Source organism: Streptomyces sp. WMMB 322 (assembly GCF_900090145.1).
In the GTDB taxonomy this organism is placed as follows: domain Bacteria; phylum Actinomycetota; class Actinomycetes; order Streptomycetales; family Streptomycetaceae; genus Streptomyces.
In genome coordinates, this window is sequence record NZ_FMHI01000003.1 from 310,638 (window position 1) to 326,330 (window position 15,693).

14 protein-coding genes and 1 tRNA gene are annotated in these 15,693 nt (G+C 70.3%); 9 read left to right on the forward strand and 6 right to left on the reverse strand.

Annotated elements, in window-relative coordinates; translation table 11 throughout:
- Window positions 1-255: 255 nt before the first annotated feature.
- Window positions 256-1,476, reverse strand: coding sequence for a M6 family metalloprotease domain-containing protein (locus H180DRAFT_RS07215; RefSeq protein WP_055485290.1), 1,221 nt, complete (start codon window positions 1,474-1,476; stop codon window positions 256-258).
- A gap of 393 nt (window positions 1,477-1,869) precedes the next feature.
- Here H180DRAFT_RS07215 and H180DRAFT_RS07220 point away from each other — a divergent pair, with 393 nt between their 5' ends.
- Window positions 1,870-3,732 carry a putative bifunctional diguanylate cyclase/phosphodiesterase gene (locus H180DRAFT_RS07220; protein ID WP_055485132.1) on the forward strand — a complete coding sequence of 621 codons (1,863 nt, stop codon included), beginning with the start codon at window positions 1,870-1,872 and terminating at the stop codon, window positions 3,730-3,732.
- Window positions 3,733-3,797: 65 nt separating this feature from the next.
- Here H180DRAFT_RS07220 and H180DRAFT_RS07225 read toward each other — a convergent pair whose 3' ends face one another.
- The 4 genes from H180DRAFT_RS07225 to H180DRAFT_RS07240 all read right to left on the reverse strand — a co-directional run bounded on the left by H180DRAFT_RS07225 (window position 3,798) and on the right by H180DRAFT_RS07240 (window position 7,902).
- Entirely contained in the window at window positions 3,798-4,436 is a 639-nt protein-coding gene (locus H180DRAFT_RS07225) for a LysE family translocator (protein ID WP_055485133.1), read from the reverse strand.
- Window positions 4,437-4,542: 106 nt separating this feature from the next.
- Window positions 4,543-5,553 carry an LLM class flavin-dependent oxidoreductase gene (locus tag H180DRAFT_RS07230; RefSeq protein ID WP_079099935.1) on the reverse strand — a complete coding sequence of 337 codons (1,011 nt, stop codon included), beginning with the start codon at window positions 5,551-5,553 and terminating at the stop codon, window positions 4,543-4,545.
- Between the two features lie 284 nt (window positions 5,554-5,837).
- Entirely contained in the window at window positions 5,838-6,581 is a 744-nt protein-coding gene (locus H180DRAFT_RS07235; protein ID WP_055485134.1) for a maleate cis-trans isomerase family protein, read from the reverse strand.
- 340 nt (window positions 6,582-6,921) lie between these two features.
- Entirely contained in the window at window positions 6,922-7,902 is a 981-nt protein-coding gene (locus tag H180DRAFT_RS07240) for a maleate cis-trans isomerase family protein (protein WP_055485135.1), read from the reverse strand.
- Window positions 7,903-8,122: 220 nt separating this feature from the next.
- Between H180DRAFT_RS07240 and H180DRAFT_RS07245 the strand changes: the two genes are divergently transcribed.
- A complete protein-coding gene (locus tag H180DRAFT_RS07245) occupies window positions 8,123-9,088 on the forward strand; it encodes a D-2-hydroxyacid dehydrogenase (RefSeq protein ID WP_055485136.1) in 966 nt (321 codons plus the stop codon).
- A gap of 205 nt (window positions 9,089-9,293) precedes the next feature.
- Window positions 9,294-10,706, forward strand: a complete 1,413-nt coding sequence (locus tag H180DRAFT_RS07250) for an amidase (protein ID WP_055485137.1) — start codon at window positions 9,294-9,296, stop codon at window positions 10,704-10,706.
- 4 nt (window positions 10,707-10,710) lie between these two features.
- On the opposite strand, the gene H180DRAFT_RS07255 is transcribed toward H180DRAFT_RS07250, so the two are convergent.
- A complete protein-coding gene (locus H180DRAFT_RS07255) occupies window positions 10,711-11,232 on the reverse strand; it encodes a DUF3830 family protein (RefSeq protein WP_055485138.1) in 522 nt (173 codons plus the stop codon).
- Between the two features lie 129 nt (window positions 11,233-11,361).
- Here H180DRAFT_RS07255 and ehuB point away from each other — a divergent pair, with 129 nt between their 5' ends.
- The 6 genes from ehuB to H180DRAFT_RS07285 all read left to right on the forward strand — a co-directional run bounded on the left by ehuB (window position 11,362) and on the right by H180DRAFT_RS07285 (window position 15,643).
- Window positions 11,362-12,297: an ectoine/hydroxyectoine ABC transporter substrate-binding protein EhuB gene (ehuB, locus tag H180DRAFT_RS07260; RefSeq protein ID WP_079099912.1), complete on the forward strand. Its 936-nt coding sequence runs from the start codon at window positions 11,362-11,364 to the stop codon at window positions 12,295-12,297.
- Window positions 12,294-13,046, forward strand: a complete 753-nt coding sequence (gene ehuC, locus H180DRAFT_RS07265) for an ectoine/hydroxyectoine ABC transporter permease subunit EhuC (RefSeq protein ID WP_055485140.1) — start codon at window positions 12,294-12,296, stop codon at window positions 13,044-13,046. Before ehuB ends, ehuC begins: the two co-directional genes overlap by 4 nt.
- Window positions 13,043-13,693 carry an ectoine/hydroxyectoine ABC transporter permease subunit EhuD gene (ehuD, locus tag H180DRAFT_RS07270; protein WP_055485141.1) on the forward strand — a complete coding sequence of 217 codons (651 nt, stop codon included), beginning with the start codon at window positions 13,043-13,045 and terminating at the stop codon, window positions 13,691-13,693. Before ehuC ends, ehuD begins: the two co-directional genes overlap by 4 nt.
- The gene (gene ehuA / locus H180DRAFT_RS07275) at window positions 13,683-14,498 is read left to right on the forward strand and encodes an ectoine/hydroxyectoine ABC transporter ATP-binding protein EhuA (RefSeq protein WP_055485142.1); all 816 of its coding nucleotides are present in this window, start codon (window positions 13,683-13,685) and stop codon (window positions 14,496-14,498) included. Before ehuD ends, ehuA begins: the two co-directional genes overlap by 11 nt.
- 246 nt (window positions 14,499-14,744) lie before the next feature.
- Window positions 14,745-15,503 carry an IclR family transcriptional regulator gene (locus H180DRAFT_RS07280; RefSeq protein WP_055485143.1) on the forward strand — a complete coding sequence of 253 codons (759 nt, stop codon included), beginning with the start codon at window positions 14,745-14,747 and terminating at the stop codon, window positions 15,501-15,503.
- 66 nt (window positions 15,504-15,569) lie between these two features.
- Window positions 15,570-15,643: transfer RNA gene (locus H180DRAFT_RS07285), tRNA-Lys, on the forward strand.
- The last annotated feature ends 50 nt before the right edge of the window (window positions 15,644-15,693 follow it).

The window sequence follows — 15,693 nt, forward strand, 5'->3', positions numbered from 1 at the left end:
TGGAGTTTGCGGGAGTCCACGGAAAGAACAAGGGCGAGCCATGACCACGGAAAACGCGAACCAGGTCGCCCTCCTTGCTCTGCCCGGCTCCGCCTCGCGAGCAGGGGCTCCGCCACCCGCACCCCTCCAGGTTCACGGGTGATCGAGGGCTCAGTCGCACCGACAGCAAGGGCCCCCACACCGAGAGGGAAGACCCTCAGCGCGACGCGGACCCCCAGGCGGCCGGCCGCCGCGCCCGCCGGGGCCCCGTCCCCGCTACGCGACGTCCTTGCGCGTCACCTTCACCCGCCAGCCGCCGTCCGCCGTCCGCCCGGTGACCTCCACGCGCACCCCTCCGCCGTGGTCGGTCGTGTAGCTCTCGCCCTCGCCCAGCGGGGCGTCCGCGAGAGACGGATAGACCGAGCCGTCGGAGCAGCCATGGGTGCCCGGATGCCCGTCCACGACCTTCACCGGTCCGTAGGTCGACGCGCGGTCGCTGCGCACCCAGTACAGGAGGACGCCCTCCGCGCACAGCCCCCTGTCGTTGCCCTCGGAGTCGCGGACCTCTATCGCGAGCGCCTCGTAGCGGCCAGTGCGCACGACGGCCAGCCTCCGGTCCCCCCGGCCGCCCAGCGGATGCGCAGCCAGCGAGCGCAGGGTGTGCGCGGAGGCTCCGGCTTCGGACGGTACGCAGCTGACGTTGCGCCGGGTGAGCCAGCCCAGCTTCCACTTCTCCCAGGCGAAGAGATCCGGTGCGAGCCCGAACTGGCTGCCCATGAGGTCCCAGTCGCCGACGTACGTGTCCCAGTCGGCGAGCCCGGAGGCGGGACGCTGGTAGAGGTCCGGCAGGTCGAAGGCGTGGCCGGTCTCGTGTGCGAGGACGTGACGGTCGGGAGGGCTCTGCTCGAAGACGGTGACGAGGCGGCGCAGCTCGGTGCCGTCGGCCTCGATGGGGTTGTCGAAGTTCACGACCTTCGTGGCGTCCGAGTCGACGCCCCGCGCGTCCGGGTCGGCCACGAGGTAGACCAGGTCGTACCGGCCGAAGTCGACGCTCGGATCCGCCGCGGCCACAGCGTCCCTCAGGTAGGCGGTGCGCTGCCGCTCCTTCCAGTCGCGCTTTATCCCGTACGAGCTGGAACTGGCGGGCATCCGGATCCAGCGCTTGCCGAATGTGGTGTGCAGCCGGAACTTTCCGTAGGAGGCGCGTCTGTAGAAGTCGGACGTCGCCGGGAAGTGGTCGGCGGTCAGCTCCCGTGGCGTGGTCTGCGGCCGGGAGTCGGGGAACGACAAAAAGATCATGACGGCGTCTATGCGATGCCGCGGACGCGGATAGGCCGGGTCCCAGCTGTCCACCCCCAGCGAGTGGTGGGCATCGGTCCGCGGCAGGGCGCACGGGGCGGCGACGGCGACGGCGCTGATCGGCCCGGCGAAGAGACCCATCCCGATGAAGGCGGTCAGTGCGACGAAGACCGCTGCGGCGCGGCGCCATCCGCGCATCACGGAGGAAGGTCTCCGGAAGCCGTGCTTGGTCGGACGCGCCACGTGTGGACCTCACTGGGACGGGAGCAAGGACCCTTCAACCGTTGCCCGTAATGCCCGTTAAGTCCTGTTCCGTTAGACCATGCGCGTGAGCGGCAATATGGCTACTGTGTGTGATGCGCTGCCTTACGCGGACGAGCCCGTTCCCGCACGCCTGCCGGAACGGTCACCCTCGCGTTCACACTTACGTCCCACGCGCACCAACGCCCCTGTGGGACGCCGTGGTTGCTGGCTCCGCTCACGCCCGAACCTCTATGATCGGCACATTTCCAGCGCGGATCGCCAGACGGCACCCCGGGCACGACCGCCCGGCCGGTCCGCACGAGACGAGCCCCCCGGCGGGAGCGATTGGTGAACGGACCCAGCGAAGGACCGGGCAGGAACTCCGGCGAAAGCACCGGGACTTCACCGCAGAAAATCACGCAACGTAGCCGCGCGCGAAGTGGATGGCACGGCAGGGCGGAGTGGCGGACGCGGAAACGGGAGAGCGACTTCCGGGCCGCGTTCAACGCCGCGCGGCTCGCCATGGCCATCGTCGACCGCGACGGCAGAGTGGTCAGCGCCAACGACGCGCTCGGCACGCTGCTGGGCACCGCGCCCGAGTCGCTCGTCTCCACGTCCCTCACCGACCTGCCCTCGCTCGGCCTGGACGGGAACGTGGTCCGCGACGGGCTCGGCGTGGCCGCCCTCCCCCACCCCGTCGCTCCCCCTTCCGCTTCCGCCTCCGGCGACGCCGCACCAGTGGCCGGCGCCCCGGGCGGCACCGCGGGTGTGAACTGCACGCGGCGCCTGAAGAACATGGACGGGCACACCTTCTGGGCGGAGATCTCGCTCCTGCCCACGGCGCACGACGGCGAGACGCTGCTGTCGGTGGCCGACGTGACCGAACAGCGAGAGCTGCGCGACCGGCTCCGCCACCTCCAGATGCACGACCCGGTGACGCGCCTTCCCAACCGCACACTCTTCTTCGAACGCCTGGCGACTGCGCTGGCCGACACGGCCACCGGCCGCGTGGGCATCTGCTATCTCGACCTCGACGGGTTCAAGGCCGTCAACGACACGATGGGCCACCGGGTCGGCGACGAACTGCTCGACGCGGTGGCCCGGCGGCTCGTCCAGTGCGCCGAGAACGGAGGCCAGCGGCACCTCGCGGCACGGCTCGGCGGCGACGAGTTCGCGCTGCTCGTGGACGGCTCGACCGGCACGGAGCAACTGACAGCCCTGGCCGAGGCCACCCTGAAGGCGCTTCAGCAGCCCTTCGACCTGTGCGGCCAGCGCCTCACCGTCTCCGCCAGCATCGGCGTCGTGGAACGCGAGGCCGACGGCACCGACCCGACACAGCTGATGCAGGACGCCGACACGACGCTGTACTGGGCGAAGGCCGACGGAAAGGCGCGCTGGACGCTCTTCGACCCGGAACGCAACGCCCACCGGATGACCCGTCAGGCACTCTCGTCCGCACTGCGCGGCGCCGTCGAGCGAGGCGAGTTCGTACTGGACTACCAGCCGATCGTGGGCCTGGACGACGACCGGCTCGTAGGCGTCGAGGCGCTGGTGCGCTGGCAGCATCCGCAGTTCGGCAAGCTCGGACCGAACCGTTTCATCGGGCTTGCCGAGGAGAACGGCGCAGTCGTACCGCTGGGCCGCTGGGTCCTTGAGGAATCGTGCCGCCAGGCGAGGAAGTGGATGCTCGGCCACCCCGGCCCGCCCGCGTACATCAGCGTGAACGTGGCCGTGCGGCAGGTGTGGGATTCCGACCTCGTCGCGGACGTGCGCCGCGTGCTGGAGGAGACCGGACTGCCGTCCGGGCTGCTCCAGCTCGAACTGACGGAGTCCGCGGTGATGGGCTCCGCGGGGCGTCCCCTGCAGGCCCTTCAGGACCTGAGCGAGATGGGCGTCCGCATCGCCATCGACGACTTCGGCACCGGCTACTCGAACCTGGCGTACCTCAGCCGCCTGCCGGTACGGGCGCTGAAGCTCGACGGCAGCTTCGTACGGGGCTTCCGCGCGGCCCGGCACCCCAACCCCGCGGACGAGACCATCGTCACCGCGCTGGTGCAGCTCGCCCATGAGCTCGGCCTGACGGTGACCGCCGAGTGCGTGGAGAACCCGTCGCAGGCGGACCGGCTCCGCCGCATCGGCTGTGACGCAGGGCAGGGCTGGCACTACGCCAAGCCCATGCCGGCCCACTGCATCTCGGCGCTGCTGCGCTAGCGACCGCAGGCTCCGCGTACGGCGGGGCTGTTCGCCCGGCCCAGGCGGTGTCCGCCGGACACTGCCTAGTCCTTGCGTCCCGTCGCGGCGACGGTGACTCCGAGGCCGATCATCGTGAGTCCGCCCGCCCCGCCGACCATTGCGAGACGCCGCGGAGAGCGCGCGAACCAGCCGCGGGCGGTGGCGGCGGCGAGGCCCCACACGCTGTCGCAGCCCACGGCGATGACGTTGAAGACCAGGCCGAGCAGCAGCATCTGAAGGGGGACGTGCCCCTGGCCGCGGTCGACGAACTGCGGAAGCACCGCGGCGAAGAAGACCATCGTCTTCGGGTTGGCGACACCGACGGCGAACCCGTCCCACAGCGTGCGCAGCCCACCGTGCGAGGGTCCGTCACCGGTGACGGCCGCATGCAGGGAACCGCGCTCACGCACCGCCTTGACACCCAGGTACACCAGATACGCGGCGCCCACGAGCTTCAGCACGGTGAAGGCGACGGCGGAGCGCTCCACGACGGACCCGACGCCCAGCGCCACGCACACCACGAGCACACAGGCACCGAGGGTGTTCCCGACGACCGTCGTCAGCGCGGCCCGGCGTCCCTGCGCGAGCGCGCGTCCGACCACGAACAGCACGCTGGGGCCGGGAATCACGATCAGCAGAAAGGACATGGCGGCGAACGCCGCCAGTCGCTCGGTGGACACCATGACGTCATGGAATCAAGGGCGGCCGGACTCCGCGACTCCTTTACCCGGCGGCGGGCACCTCGCCGCCGGGGCGCCCGCCGCCACCGGACCGGCGCGGCGCCGGTTCTCAGGGCAACTCGTAGGCGTCCGCGATGAGTTCGAATGAGCGGACCCGCGCCGAGGGCGTGTGGACGTTGGCCGTGAGCATCAACTCGTCAGCGCCGGTGCGCTTGACGAGGGCGTCGAGCCCCTCGCGTACCGCATCGGGGGTGCCGTAGGTGACGTTGGCCAGCCAGCTCTCGACGAAGTCACGCTCGGCCGCACCGAATTCGTACGCCTCGGCCTCCTGCGGCGAGGGGACCAGGCCGGGCATGCCCGTGCGCAGCCGCAGCATGGCGAGGGCTCCGGTGAGCACCTGGCGGCGGGCCTCGGCCTCGTCGTCCGCGGCGAGTGCGGCGGCGCCGATGAGTGCGTAGGGCTCGTCCAGCACTGCCGAGGGGCTGAAGGTCTCGCGGTAGAGCTCCAGCGCGGGCAGGGTGTTGCGGGCCGAGAAGTGATGCGCGAATGCGAACGGCAGCCCGAGCCGGCCGGCCAGCTCGGCGCTGAACCCGGACGAGCCCAGCAGCCAGACCGGAGGACGCGTCACCTCTCCCTGCACCGGGCCGGGCACCGCGTGGATGCGGGAGTAGCGGTGCCCGTCGGGGAAGCCGTCGTCGAGGAAGCGGATCAACTCGGCGAGCTGCTGCGGGAATTCGTCCGCACCCTCACGCAGAGTGCCGGTTCGGCGCAGCGCCGCGGCCGTCGCACCGTCGGTTCCGGGGGCACGTCCGAGGCCGAGGTCGATGCGGCCGGGGGCGAGCGCCTCCAGCGTGCCGAACTGCTCGGCGATGACGAGCGGAGCGTGGTTGGGCAGCATCACCCCGCCCGAACCGAGCCGGATGCGTTCGGTGCGGGCGGCAAGGTGGGAGAGGATCACGGCCGGCGAGGAGCTGGCGACGCCGGGCATGGAGTGATGCTCGGCGACCCAGTACCGCGTGAAGCCGCGCCGCTCGGTGAGACGTGCCGTCTCGACGGTGGCCCGCAGGGCGTCGCCGGAGCTGAATCCGGTGCCGACGTTCACGAGGTCCAGGACCGACATCGGTACGAGGGCGGTGCCCCTCGCCTCGCCTCGTATGCCGCCGCCCTCGCCGCGTATGCCCTCGCCGCGTGTGCCCTCGCCGCCGCCTCCGCCGGCCTCGTTGCCGGTGCCTTCTGCGCTGCCTGTGGCGTTGCCCTCGTGCACGGGTGCCGCCCTCCGCTCGCCGGTGATACGTCCAGCTGTCGTCAACGGCGGGCGGCGCCCGTCTCTTCCCGCGTCCGCGGCTCTTCCCGGGCCGCGGCTTCCCGGGCCCGCGGCGCGTGCGCGCAGGCCCGGCGCGCGCCTCAGGCGGCGAAGAGCGTGCCCAGCGCCGGGCAGCGCACGGAGAGGTCCAGCAGCCGCAGTCCCTCCCAGGCGGTGACCTGGTTCGCGGTGAGGACGGGCTTGCCCAGCGCGTCCTCGATGTCCTCGATCCATGCGGCGGTGTGCAGAGCGGTGTCGGGTAGCAGCACGGCCTGCGCCTCCGGGTGGTCGCCGCTGCGGGCGAGCGCCAGCACCTCTTCCCTGCCCCAGGTGCCGACCTCCGCGGCGGTGATGATGCCGCTGCCGCGCATGGAGACGACCTCGGTGCCCGCCGCCTTGAGGAACGCGGTGAAGAGCTCGCCGACGTCTTCCGGGTACGTCGCGCCGATGGCGACGCGCTCCGCGCCCAGAGCCCGTACGGCGTGGGCGAACGCGAAGGAGGTGCTGGAGGCGGGCAGCCCGGCGGTCGCCGAGAGCTCGCGCACCTGCCCGTGCGCCCCGTCCCAGCCGAAGACGAAGCTGGCGCTGGTGCACGCCCAGACGACGGCCTGGATGCCGTGCTCCTTGACCTCTTCGACCTTCGCGGCGAGACGCTTCGCCGAGCCCATCTCCAGCAGGGCGTCGGCACGGTGCGCGTCCTCGCCGATGTCGGTGTGCACAAGCGGCAGCCGGACGTCGGTGCCGGCGTCCGAGAGGATTCGCTCGAGCCGCGGGTAGTCGTCCTCGGCCGAGAAGCCGGGGTAGAGGAATCCGACTGCCTGCGACTGTGCTGCCGCGTTTGCCATCTACGCCTCCTGGAGCGTCGCTGGGTGATCGGGTGCCCGGCACCGCTGACGTGGGACGGTCCGGGGGTTCTGGAGAGATTTGTCCGGCGTGCGGACTGCTTCGTCCTGCATGTAGCGGGTGCTTCCCGGCCGTGGCCGGGGCCGCCTCCCGGCAGCCGCCGGGGGAGCATGCTGCCGAGTGTCGCGCACCTCGCGCCCGTTCTGTCGTGTGCGCGCCCGCGCGGGACGCGCGACCTGGAGGGCCGGGGCACGGACCGGCGCCGGACTCCCTGTCCGGCGCCTGTTCTTGTGTGGTGCACCCCGCCCGGCGGCGGGGTGTCTCATCTCACACGGCCGGGGGTCACACCGGCGGCTGGTTGCCGCCGCCCCATTCGTCCGTGCCGCCGGAGGCGAAGCCCTGGTCGTATCCCTCGAGGGGTTCGCCGCTCTCGGTGCCCGCGCTCGCCAGCGCGGCCTCGGGCTCGACGGGAAGCACCACGGGCTCCGCGGCCGGCTCGACGGACTCGGCGGCCGGCTCTGCCGGCTCCTCGGGCCTGCTGACCGGAAGCGTCGGCGAGGGAGTCATCGCCGCGGGCCCACGCCGCGCCACCGGGTCGAGCAGCGCCTGGTACGGGCCCACCGCTTCCTTCCCGATGCGGCGCAGCGCGTCCCAGAGCGTGACCTGGTTCGCGGAGAGCACCGGCATGCGCAGCTCCGCCTCGAGCTGCGGGATGACGTCGTACGTCGGCAGGTTGGTACAGCTGATGAAGAGGGCGTCCGGGGCGTCACCGGCGACGGCCTCGCGCGCCATCTCCACGACGTCCCGGTAGGGGACGCGCCAGATCTCCCGGGTGAGCCCGAGGTAGCTGCGGCCGGTGACGGCGATGCCGGCCTCGCCGAGAAAGTCCTCCAGCGAGTCGGTGACCGACTTCGTGTACGGGGTGACGACGGCCACGCGCAGCGCCCCGATCTCCCGGAGCGCGGCGAGCAGCGCGCCGGAAGTGGTCAGCGAGGGGGCCTCGCCGGCTTCCTCCATTGCCGCGATCATGGACAGCTCACCGGCGGCGCCGCCGACGAAGCTGCCGGATGTGCACGCGTAGGCCACCACTTCGGGAGCCACCGCGTACAGCGCCTGCACACCTTCGCGCAGCGTCTCGTGCTCACTGACGAGGCGGGCCTGGTCGAGGCTCACCTCGACCGGCACAAAAGGGGTTCGGGTCAGGTGCAGTGACACATCGTCCGGCACCCAGCGCCACAGTTCCCGATCGAGTGCGAAGTCGAAGGGAGCGACGATGCCGACACCGCGCTGTGGCCGCGGTCCGCCGAGGAAGGAGACATCCATGGGTGAGCCCCAAAGAACGGAGGGGTGGCCTATGGCCAGAAAGGAAAAAAAATGAAAGCCGGTCATTAGCCGGAGAACGCCGGGACAGATGCCTTCATTGACGACGGTAGTTCGCGCTACCTACCGTGGTCAATCCTCACATGTGCCCGGGCTTCCCGCCGCCGAGTTGAGCCGTCCCGCCCAGTCAACCGCCCCCTCGTTTCGAAGTGGTTTCCTGCCTATGACCGAGCCTGTCCTCCTTGTCCTCGACGATGATCCATTGCCCCGGCTCGACCGGCTCGCCGGGCGTGCCCGCATCGAGCACGCGGACGAGAAAAGCCTGGTGGAGAAGCTGCCGACGGCCGACGTGCTGCTCGTGTGGGACTTCCTCTCCGACGCCGTCCGGCACGCGTGGCCGGGGTCCGGCCGACGGCCCCGCTGGGTGCACACGCCGAGCGCCGGAGTCGACCGTCTGCTGCCGGAGCTGGCGACCTCGCCGGACACCGTGATCACCAACGCAAGAGGTGTCTTCGACCAACCCATTGCCGAATACGTGGCGGGGCTGGTTCTAGCCATGGCCAAGGATTTCCGGGGCAGCTGGGAATTGCAGCGGCAACGACGGTGGAAGCACCGGGAGACGAAAAGGGTCGGCGGAACCCGGGCCGTTGTGGTCGGGTCCGGACCAATTGGAAGAACTATCGGCCGGACGCTGAAGGCACTCGGCGTCTCGGTGGACCTCGTCGGCCGCACCGAGCGGAGCGACGACCCCGACTTCGGACGTGTCCACGGCAACGCGGCGCTGGCAGATCTGCTCGGGCGGGCCGACTGGGTCGTGTGCGTCGCACCGCTGACGGAGGGCACGCGCGGCCTCTTCGACGCGTCGGCCTTCGCCCGCATGAAGCCCGACGCGCACTTCATCAACGTCGGCCGCGGTCAGCACGTGGTCGAGGACGACCTGGTGGAGGCGCTCGCCGGACGCCGGATCGCCGGGGCCGCGCTCGACGTCTTCGCGCAGGAACCGCTTCCCCGGGACAGCGGGCTGTGGGACGTCCCGGGGCTGCTCATCTCGCCGCACATGAGCGGTGACACGATCGGGTGGCGGGACGACCTCGCCGAACAGTTCCTCGACAACTACGAGCGCTGGGAGGCCGGGGAGCCCCTGATGAACGTGGTCGACAAGGACCTCGGTTACGTCCCCTCGGCCTGAGCCCACCAGGGTCCGGTCCAGGTCCGCCGCGCCGGGACCGGACCGGGTGCCGCTTCCTCCGCACCTCTTCTTCCCTCCTCGCCCCCGGGCCTCCCCGCCCCCCGTCCGTCCGGCGGCGGCTGCCGCCCGCTGCACGCGCGCGGCAGCCGCCGCCGGTCGCCCCTCCCTCGGCCATGGCCGGACTCGCTCGACTCGAAAGGCTCCCATGTCGGATCTCAGCAGCCTCACCGCCGGCCGGCTCCTCGCCGGATACAGCAACGGAGACTTCACGCCCGTCGAGGCGACACGCGCCGCGCTCGAACAGGCCGAGAAGGTGCAGCCCCACGTGAACGCCTTCGTCCGCATCGACGGTGAGGACGCCCTCGCGGAGGCGCACGAGTCGGCGGAGCGCTGGCGCCGCGGCGAGCCCTGCGGCCCGCTCGACGGCGTCCCGGTGACGGTGAAGGACATCCTGCTGCTGCGCGGCAAGCCGACCCTGCGCGGCTCCTGGTCCTCCTCCACCGAGGGGCCGTGGGAGGAGGACGCGCCGTCCGTGGCCCGCATGCGCGAAGCCGGCGCGGTGTTCGTCGGGAAGACCACCACGCCCGAGTTCGGCTGGAAGGGCGTGACCGACAGCCCCCGCCACGGCATCACCAGGAACCCGTACGACACCTCACGTACGGCGGGCGGCTCCAGCGGCGGCGGCTCCGCCGCCGTGGCGCTCGGCGCCGGCCCGCTGACCCTGGGCACCGACGCGGGCGGATCGGTGCGCATCCCGGCGTCCTTCTGCGGAATCTTCGCCCTCAAGCCGACCTACGGCAGGGTGCCGATCTATCCCGCCAGCGCCTTCGGAACCCTCGCGCACGTCGGTCCGATGACCCGTGACGCCGCGGACGCGGCGCTGCTGATGGACGTGATCTCGCAGCCCGACGCCCGCGACTGGTCCCAGCTGGCGCCGCCGCAGGGCAGCTTCAGCGAGGCGGTCGGGAGCGGGGTGCGCGGGATGCGCGTCGCGTACTCGCCGGACTTCGGCGGCAGGGTCGAGGTCGCCCCGGCCGTCGCCGCCGGGGTGCGCCGCGCCGTCGAGAAGCTGGAGGAACTGGGCGCCCACGTCGAAGAGGCCGACCCCGGGTTCGAGGACCCCCTCGAGGCGTTCCACTCCCTGTGGTTCGCGGGCGCCGCCCGCGTGACCCAGTACTTCACCGACGAGCAGCGCGAGGCGATGGACCCCGGTCTGCGGGAGGTCGCGGAGGACGGCGCGGCGCGCAGTGCCCTCGACTACCTGGCCGCCGTCGACGTGCGCATGGCACTCGGCAAGCGGATGGGCGTCTTCCATGAGACGTACGACCTGCTGGTCACGCCGACCATGCCCGGCACCGCCTTCGGCGCGGGCCTGGAGGTGCCCGAGGGGTCCGGGATGCGGCGGTGGACGGAGTGGACGCCGTTCACCTATCCCTTCAACCTGACGCAGCAGCCCGCCGGTTCGGTGCCCTGCGGGCTGGACGGGGAGGGACTGCCGATGGGCGTGCAGATCGTGGCCGCACGCCACCGGGACGATCTGGTGCTGCGGGCCTCGCACGCGCTGTACGAGGCGGGGGCCGCGCATGTGCCGGCCCCCGCGCTGGCCGGGAGCGCCTGAGCGGTCAGACCCGGCGGAAGTTGAGGGTCTCGCCGAGAGCGCCGGCCCGCCACAGGTCCTGACAGGCCTCGGCCATGGCGTCGAGGCCCTCGACGACCGCTCCCCAGACGATGCCGGGCACCCAGCCGGCGTCGCCGTTGATGAGCAGATTGTTGCGCTCGTAGAAGAGCGCGAGGTCGATGACGGTGGTCCGGGTGGCGTGGGCGGCCTGGCCGCCCTGCTGCTCGGCCGCCGCCTCGTAGCCGTACGACGCGGTGCTCAACTGCGTATTGGTGAAGGTGAAATAGCACAGGTCGCCCGGGATGGGCGTGATCGTCGGGTTCTCCAGCGGCGGCTCCTCCGGAGCGAACGGCGGGATCAGCGCGTAGATCTCGTTGCGGGCGTACTTCGCGTGGTAGACGTCGCCGCCGAGGGGCAGCGCGTTCCACACGGCCTCGCAGGTGATCGGGGCGCGGTCGTCGAGCAGCTTTGCCGTGCAGCTCACTCCCCGCTTGTCCAACGACACTTCAATGAACCGCTCGGCCATCGTGCCTCCGCGTCGCGCAGTGGTGATTCGTACGTGTCAATGGTGGCGCAGCGGTCAAGCCCACAACGAGCAGGTCAAGGGCTGAAAACGATCCGCATATCTTCCAGGCGCCTGGGTAGCTGCGGGCCCATGGCTCCACCACGAGGGAAAAACACCGGAAATGCCGCCAAAACCGGCAGAAGTCTGGGACGTCGTTCGATGCTTGCAGGTGCGGCATCGGTGGCGGCGCTCGGAACGCTGGGAACCACCACGGCGTGCAGTCGTGTGTCCAGCGCGGAGGCCGGAGACGGGGGCGATCTACTGGAGAGACTGAGGGCTCAGGGCACGGTCAAGCTGGGCATCGCGGGCGAACAGCCCTACAGCTACATCGACACCGACGGTGAGCTGACCGGCTCCTCCCCTGCCATCGCACGGGTCATCTTCGGACGGCTCGGGATCGACAACGTGCAGCCGATGCCCACCGAGTTCAACTCGCTGATCCCGGGGCTGAACTCCCAGCAGTTCGACGTGGTCGCCGCCGGCATGTACATCAACCCGGACCGGTGCCAGCAGGTGATCTTCGCCGACCCGGAGTACGAGATGCGGGACGCCTTCATCGTCCGCAAGGGCAACCCGAAGGACCTGCACAACTACAAGGACATCGCCGAGAAGGGCGCCAAGATGGCCACCGGCGTCGGCTACGCGGAGATCGACTACGCGGTGGACGCCGGCGTCAAGGAGAGCGAGATCAAGCTGCTCCCCGACCAGCTCGCGGGCCTGCTGGAGGTGCAGGGCGGCCGCGCCGACGTCTTCGCGGGCACGGCGATCACCGTCCGCAACGTGGTCAAGCAGTCCAAGAGCGGAAAGACGGAGTACACCGAGGAATTCGTCCCGATGCTGGACGGCAAGCCCGACCTGGGCACCGGCGCCTTCGCCTTCCGCAAGAGCGAGAGCAATCTCCGCGACGCCTTCAACGAGGAGCTCCACAAGATGAAGAAGAGCGGAGAGCTCTTCCGCATCATGAAGCCCTTCGGGTTCGTCAAGCAGGAGATGACGACCAAGACCGCGAAGGAGCGCTGCAAATGACGGACCTTACCTGGGGTCTGTGGGAGCTGCTGCTGAAGGGCGTCTGGCTGACCGTTCAGCTGACCGTCCTCAGCGCCCTGCTCGGCGCCTTCGTGGCGTTCGTGGTCGGGGTGGCGCGTACCCACCGGCTGCGCTTCGTACGGTTCCTCTCCGGCGCGTACATGGAAATATTCCGCGGCACGTCGGCCCTCGTCCTGATGTTCTGGATCTTCTTCGTGCTGCCGGTCGCCTTCGGCTGGCAGCTGGTGCCCATGTGGGCGGCGGTCCTGGCGCTGGGGCTCTCCTACGGCGCATACGGATCGGAGATCGTGCGCGGCGCGGTCGCCGCCGTGCCGCCCGCGCAGCAGGAGGCCGGCATCGCGCTCAGCTTCAGCCCGTGGCAGCGGCTCACCAAGATCGTGCTGCCGCAGGCGTGGCCGGAGATGATCCCGCCCGCCAACAACCTGCTGATCGAGCTGCTGAAGGGCACCGCCCTGGTGTCGATCATGGGTGTCGCGGACATCGCCTTCGGCGCATCGCTGGTGCGCAACGCGACGGGGCAGAGCGCGCCCGTCTACACGATCATCCTGGTGATGTACTTCGTACTCGCCTTCGTCCTCACCCGTGGCATGCGCGTCCTGGAACGCCATGCCAAGGCGGGTATCGGCCAGGCCCCGCCCGCCAAGACCCTGGGTGTACGCCGCCAGGTCAGGGTGCCCCGTCAGGCCGACGCCTCCCGTGACGTCCCCACCGCTGGAGGTGCCTCATGAGCTGGGACTGGTCCGCAGTCGGCGACTTCATGCCGCGCCTGTGGGACGGCGTGCTGCTCACGCTCCAGGCACTGGTGCTCGGATCGCTCATCGCCTTCGCACTCGGTCTGGTCTGGGCGCTCGCCCAGCGGTCGAGCCTGAAGATCGTGAGCTGGCCCGTGACCGCGGTCACGGAGTTCATCCGCAACACGCCGCTGCTGGTGCAGCTGTTCTTCCTCTACTTCGTGCTGCCCGAGTGGCACATCACCTTCTCGGCGCTCGTGACCGGCGTGGTCGGCCTCGGGCTGCACTACTCGACGTACACGGCGGAGGTGTACCGCGCCGGCATCGACGGCGTGCCCGTCGGGCAGTGGGAGGCGTGCACGGCTCTCAGCCTGCCGCGCAGCCGCACCTGGAGTGCGGTGATCCTCCCGCAGGCGATCCGGCGAGTGGTGCCCGCGCTGGGCAACTACGTCGTCGCGATGCTGAAGGACTCACCGATGATCGCGACCATCGGTGCACTGGAAATGCTGGGCCAGGCACGTCAGTTCAGTGCCGAGACCTTCCAGCCGACCGAGCCGATCACGGTCATCGGCATCGTCTTCATCCTGATCGCCTACCCGGCATCCCTGCTTATGAGAGCTCTGGAGCGTCGCCTTGTCCACTGAGAGCAGCACTTCGAAGGAAACCAAGAACCCTGCCGTCGACGGCAGTGAACTGATCGAGTTCAAGGACGTCACCAAGCGCTTCGGCAGCAACGTCGTCCTCGACAACCTGTGCTTCAACGTCGCCTCCGGCAAGCACGTCACCCTCATCGGCCCCTCGGGATCGGGCAAGACCACGATCCTGCGGCTGCTGATGACCCTGGTGAAGCCGGAGGAGGGCACGATCAAGGTCGCCGGCGAATACCTGACCCACGAGCAGAAGAACGGGAAGCTGGTGCCCGCGAGCGAGCGCCACTCCCGCGAGGTGCGCAAGAACATCGGCATGGTGTTCCAGCAGTTCAACCTCTTCCCCAACATGAAGGTGCTGCGGAACATCACCGAGGCACCCGTCCACGTGCTCGGGCTCTCCAACGACGAGGCGGAGCAGCGCGCCCGCGAACTGCTCGAACTCGTCGGCCTGACCGACCAGATCGACAAGTATCCGAGCCAGCTCTCCGGCGGTCAGCAGCAGCGTGTGGCCATCGCCCGCGCGCTGGCGATGCGCCCGCAGGTGCTGCTGCTGGACGAGGTCACCTCGGCGCTCGACCCGGAGCTGGTGGCGGGTGTGCTGGACGTCCTGCGGGACATCGCGCACACCACGGACATCACCATGCTGTGCGTCACGCACGAGATGAACTTCGCCCGCGACATCTCGGACGACGTGCTGATGTTCGACGAGGGCCGGGTCATCGAGTCGGGTGCTCCGGAGAAGATCTTCAGCGAACCGGAGCACGAGCGCACCAGGGAGTTCCTGAGCGCCGTCCTGTAACGGAAGGGCTGCACGGCGCCCGCGCGGGGCCGCACCCGGTACGCCGGGGGCGGCCCCGCGCGCGTGCCTGTATCCGGGAGGGCGTGACGGCGGGCACCGTACACGGCCTGCGAGTCTTCAGGTCGCATATGCCAAATCGCGGCAACGGCCCCCTCCGGCCGACCTGTTGACCGCTATCGTGAGAAGCGGACGTGACCGGACGCGACGGTCACGACGCAAACGGTCACATCTTCAGGGAGGCCCGTCGTGGGGCTGAAGCCGGAGCACAGCGCGCCGTTCCACTCAGTGCGTTACGCGCTGCGCGTGCTCGAGGCGATCGCCGCGCACCGCGACGGCGTCACGGAGACCGGCCTCTCGCAGGAGACGGGGCTGCCGCCGGGCCATCTCGCACACCTGCTGGCGATGCTCTGCCGGGAGAACTACGCGGAACGGCTCTCCGACGGAAGCTACGTCGTCGGCGAATCACTGGTGCTGCTCGGCTCCGGCGGAGACCGCGAACGCGCCCTGGACGAGCGTCTCCGGCGCACCCTCGCCGACTTGCGCGACACGGTCGGGGCCGCCGTCTACCTCAGCCGCTACAAGGACGGCGAACTGGAGGTCACCGGGTACGCGGACAGCCCGTCCACGCCCGCGGTGAACGAATGGGTCGACTTCCGTTCGGCTCTGCACGCGACGGCCATCGGCAAGTGCCTGCTGGGGCAGCTCGACCACAACGGCCGCAAGGACCACCTCTCCCGGCACAGGACCGCACGTCTGACGTCCCGGACGATCACGGACGAGAAGCTGCTGCTGAACACGCTGGACCGGCAGCCGCCCACCGTCCCCGTGCTGGATCTTCAGGAGTACGCGGTCGGCACGGTGTGCGCGGCGGTGCCCGTCACCGCAGGCTCCTCCGTGGGGTGTCTCGCGCTGTCCCTGCCGGTGGAGCACGCGCACCGGCTGCGTCGCGCCGCGGAGACGCTCAGCAGCCAGGCGGCTCCCGTCATGCTGTCGCTCGCCATCTGATCATGGTCATGAGCACCCTTCCGAAGGGGGTAGTATTTCCCATGGCCGGTCCGCGAGGACCGGCGGGCGCCGTTAGCTCAGTTGGTTAGAGCAGCTGACTCTTAATCAGCGGGTCCGGGGTTCGAGTCCCTGACGGCGTACCGAGCAAGACCGGAAGCCCTCCGCGCGAGCGGGGGGCTTCCGTCGTTCT

Coding starts and splice junctions, on each gene's coding strand:
- H180DRAFT_RS07215 (WP_055485290.1), bottom strand. CDS start 1,476: ATGCGCGGATGGCGCCGCGCCGCAGCGGTCTTCGTCGCACTGACCGCC.
- H180DRAFT_RS07225 (WP_055485133.1), bottom strand. CDS start 4,436: ATGGTGTCCACCGAGCGACTGGCGGCGTTCGCCGCCATGTCCTTTCTG.
- H180DRAFT_RS07230 (WP_079099935.1), bottom strand. CDS start 5,553: ATGTCGGTCCTGGACCTCGTGAACGTCGGCACCGGATTCAGCTCCGGC.
- H180DRAFT_RS07235 (WP_055485134.1), bottom strand. CDS start 6,581: ATGGCAAACGCGGCAGCACAGTCGCAGGCAGTCGGATTCCTCTACCCC.
- H180DRAFT_RS07240 (WP_055485135.1), bottom strand. CDS start 7,902: ATGGATGTCTCCTTCCTCGGCGGACCGCGGCCACAGCGCGGTGTCGGC.
- H180DRAFT_RS07245 (WP_055485136.1), top strand. CDS start 8,123: ATGACCGAGCCTGTCCTCCTTGTCCTCGACGATGATCCATTGCCCCGG.
- H180DRAFT_RS07250 (WP_055485137.1), top strand. CDS start 9,294: ATGTCGGATCTCAGCAGCCTCACCGCCGGCCGGCTCCTCGCCGGATAC.
- H180DRAFT_RS07255 (WP_055485138.1), bottom strand. CDS start 11,232: ATGGCCGAGCGGTTCATTGAAGTGTCGTTGGACAAGCGGGGAGTGAGC.
- ehuB (WP_079099912.1), top strand. CDS start 11,362: ATGGCTCCACCACGAGGGAAAAACACCGGAAATGCCGCCAAAACCGGC.
- ehuC (WP_055485140.1), top strand. CDS start 12,294: ATGACGGACCTTACCTGGGGTCTGTGGGAGCTGCTGCTGAAGGGCGTC.
- ehuD (WP_055485141.1), top strand. CDS start 13,043: ATGAGCTGGGACTGGTCCGCAGTCGGCGACTTCATGCCGCGCCTGTGG.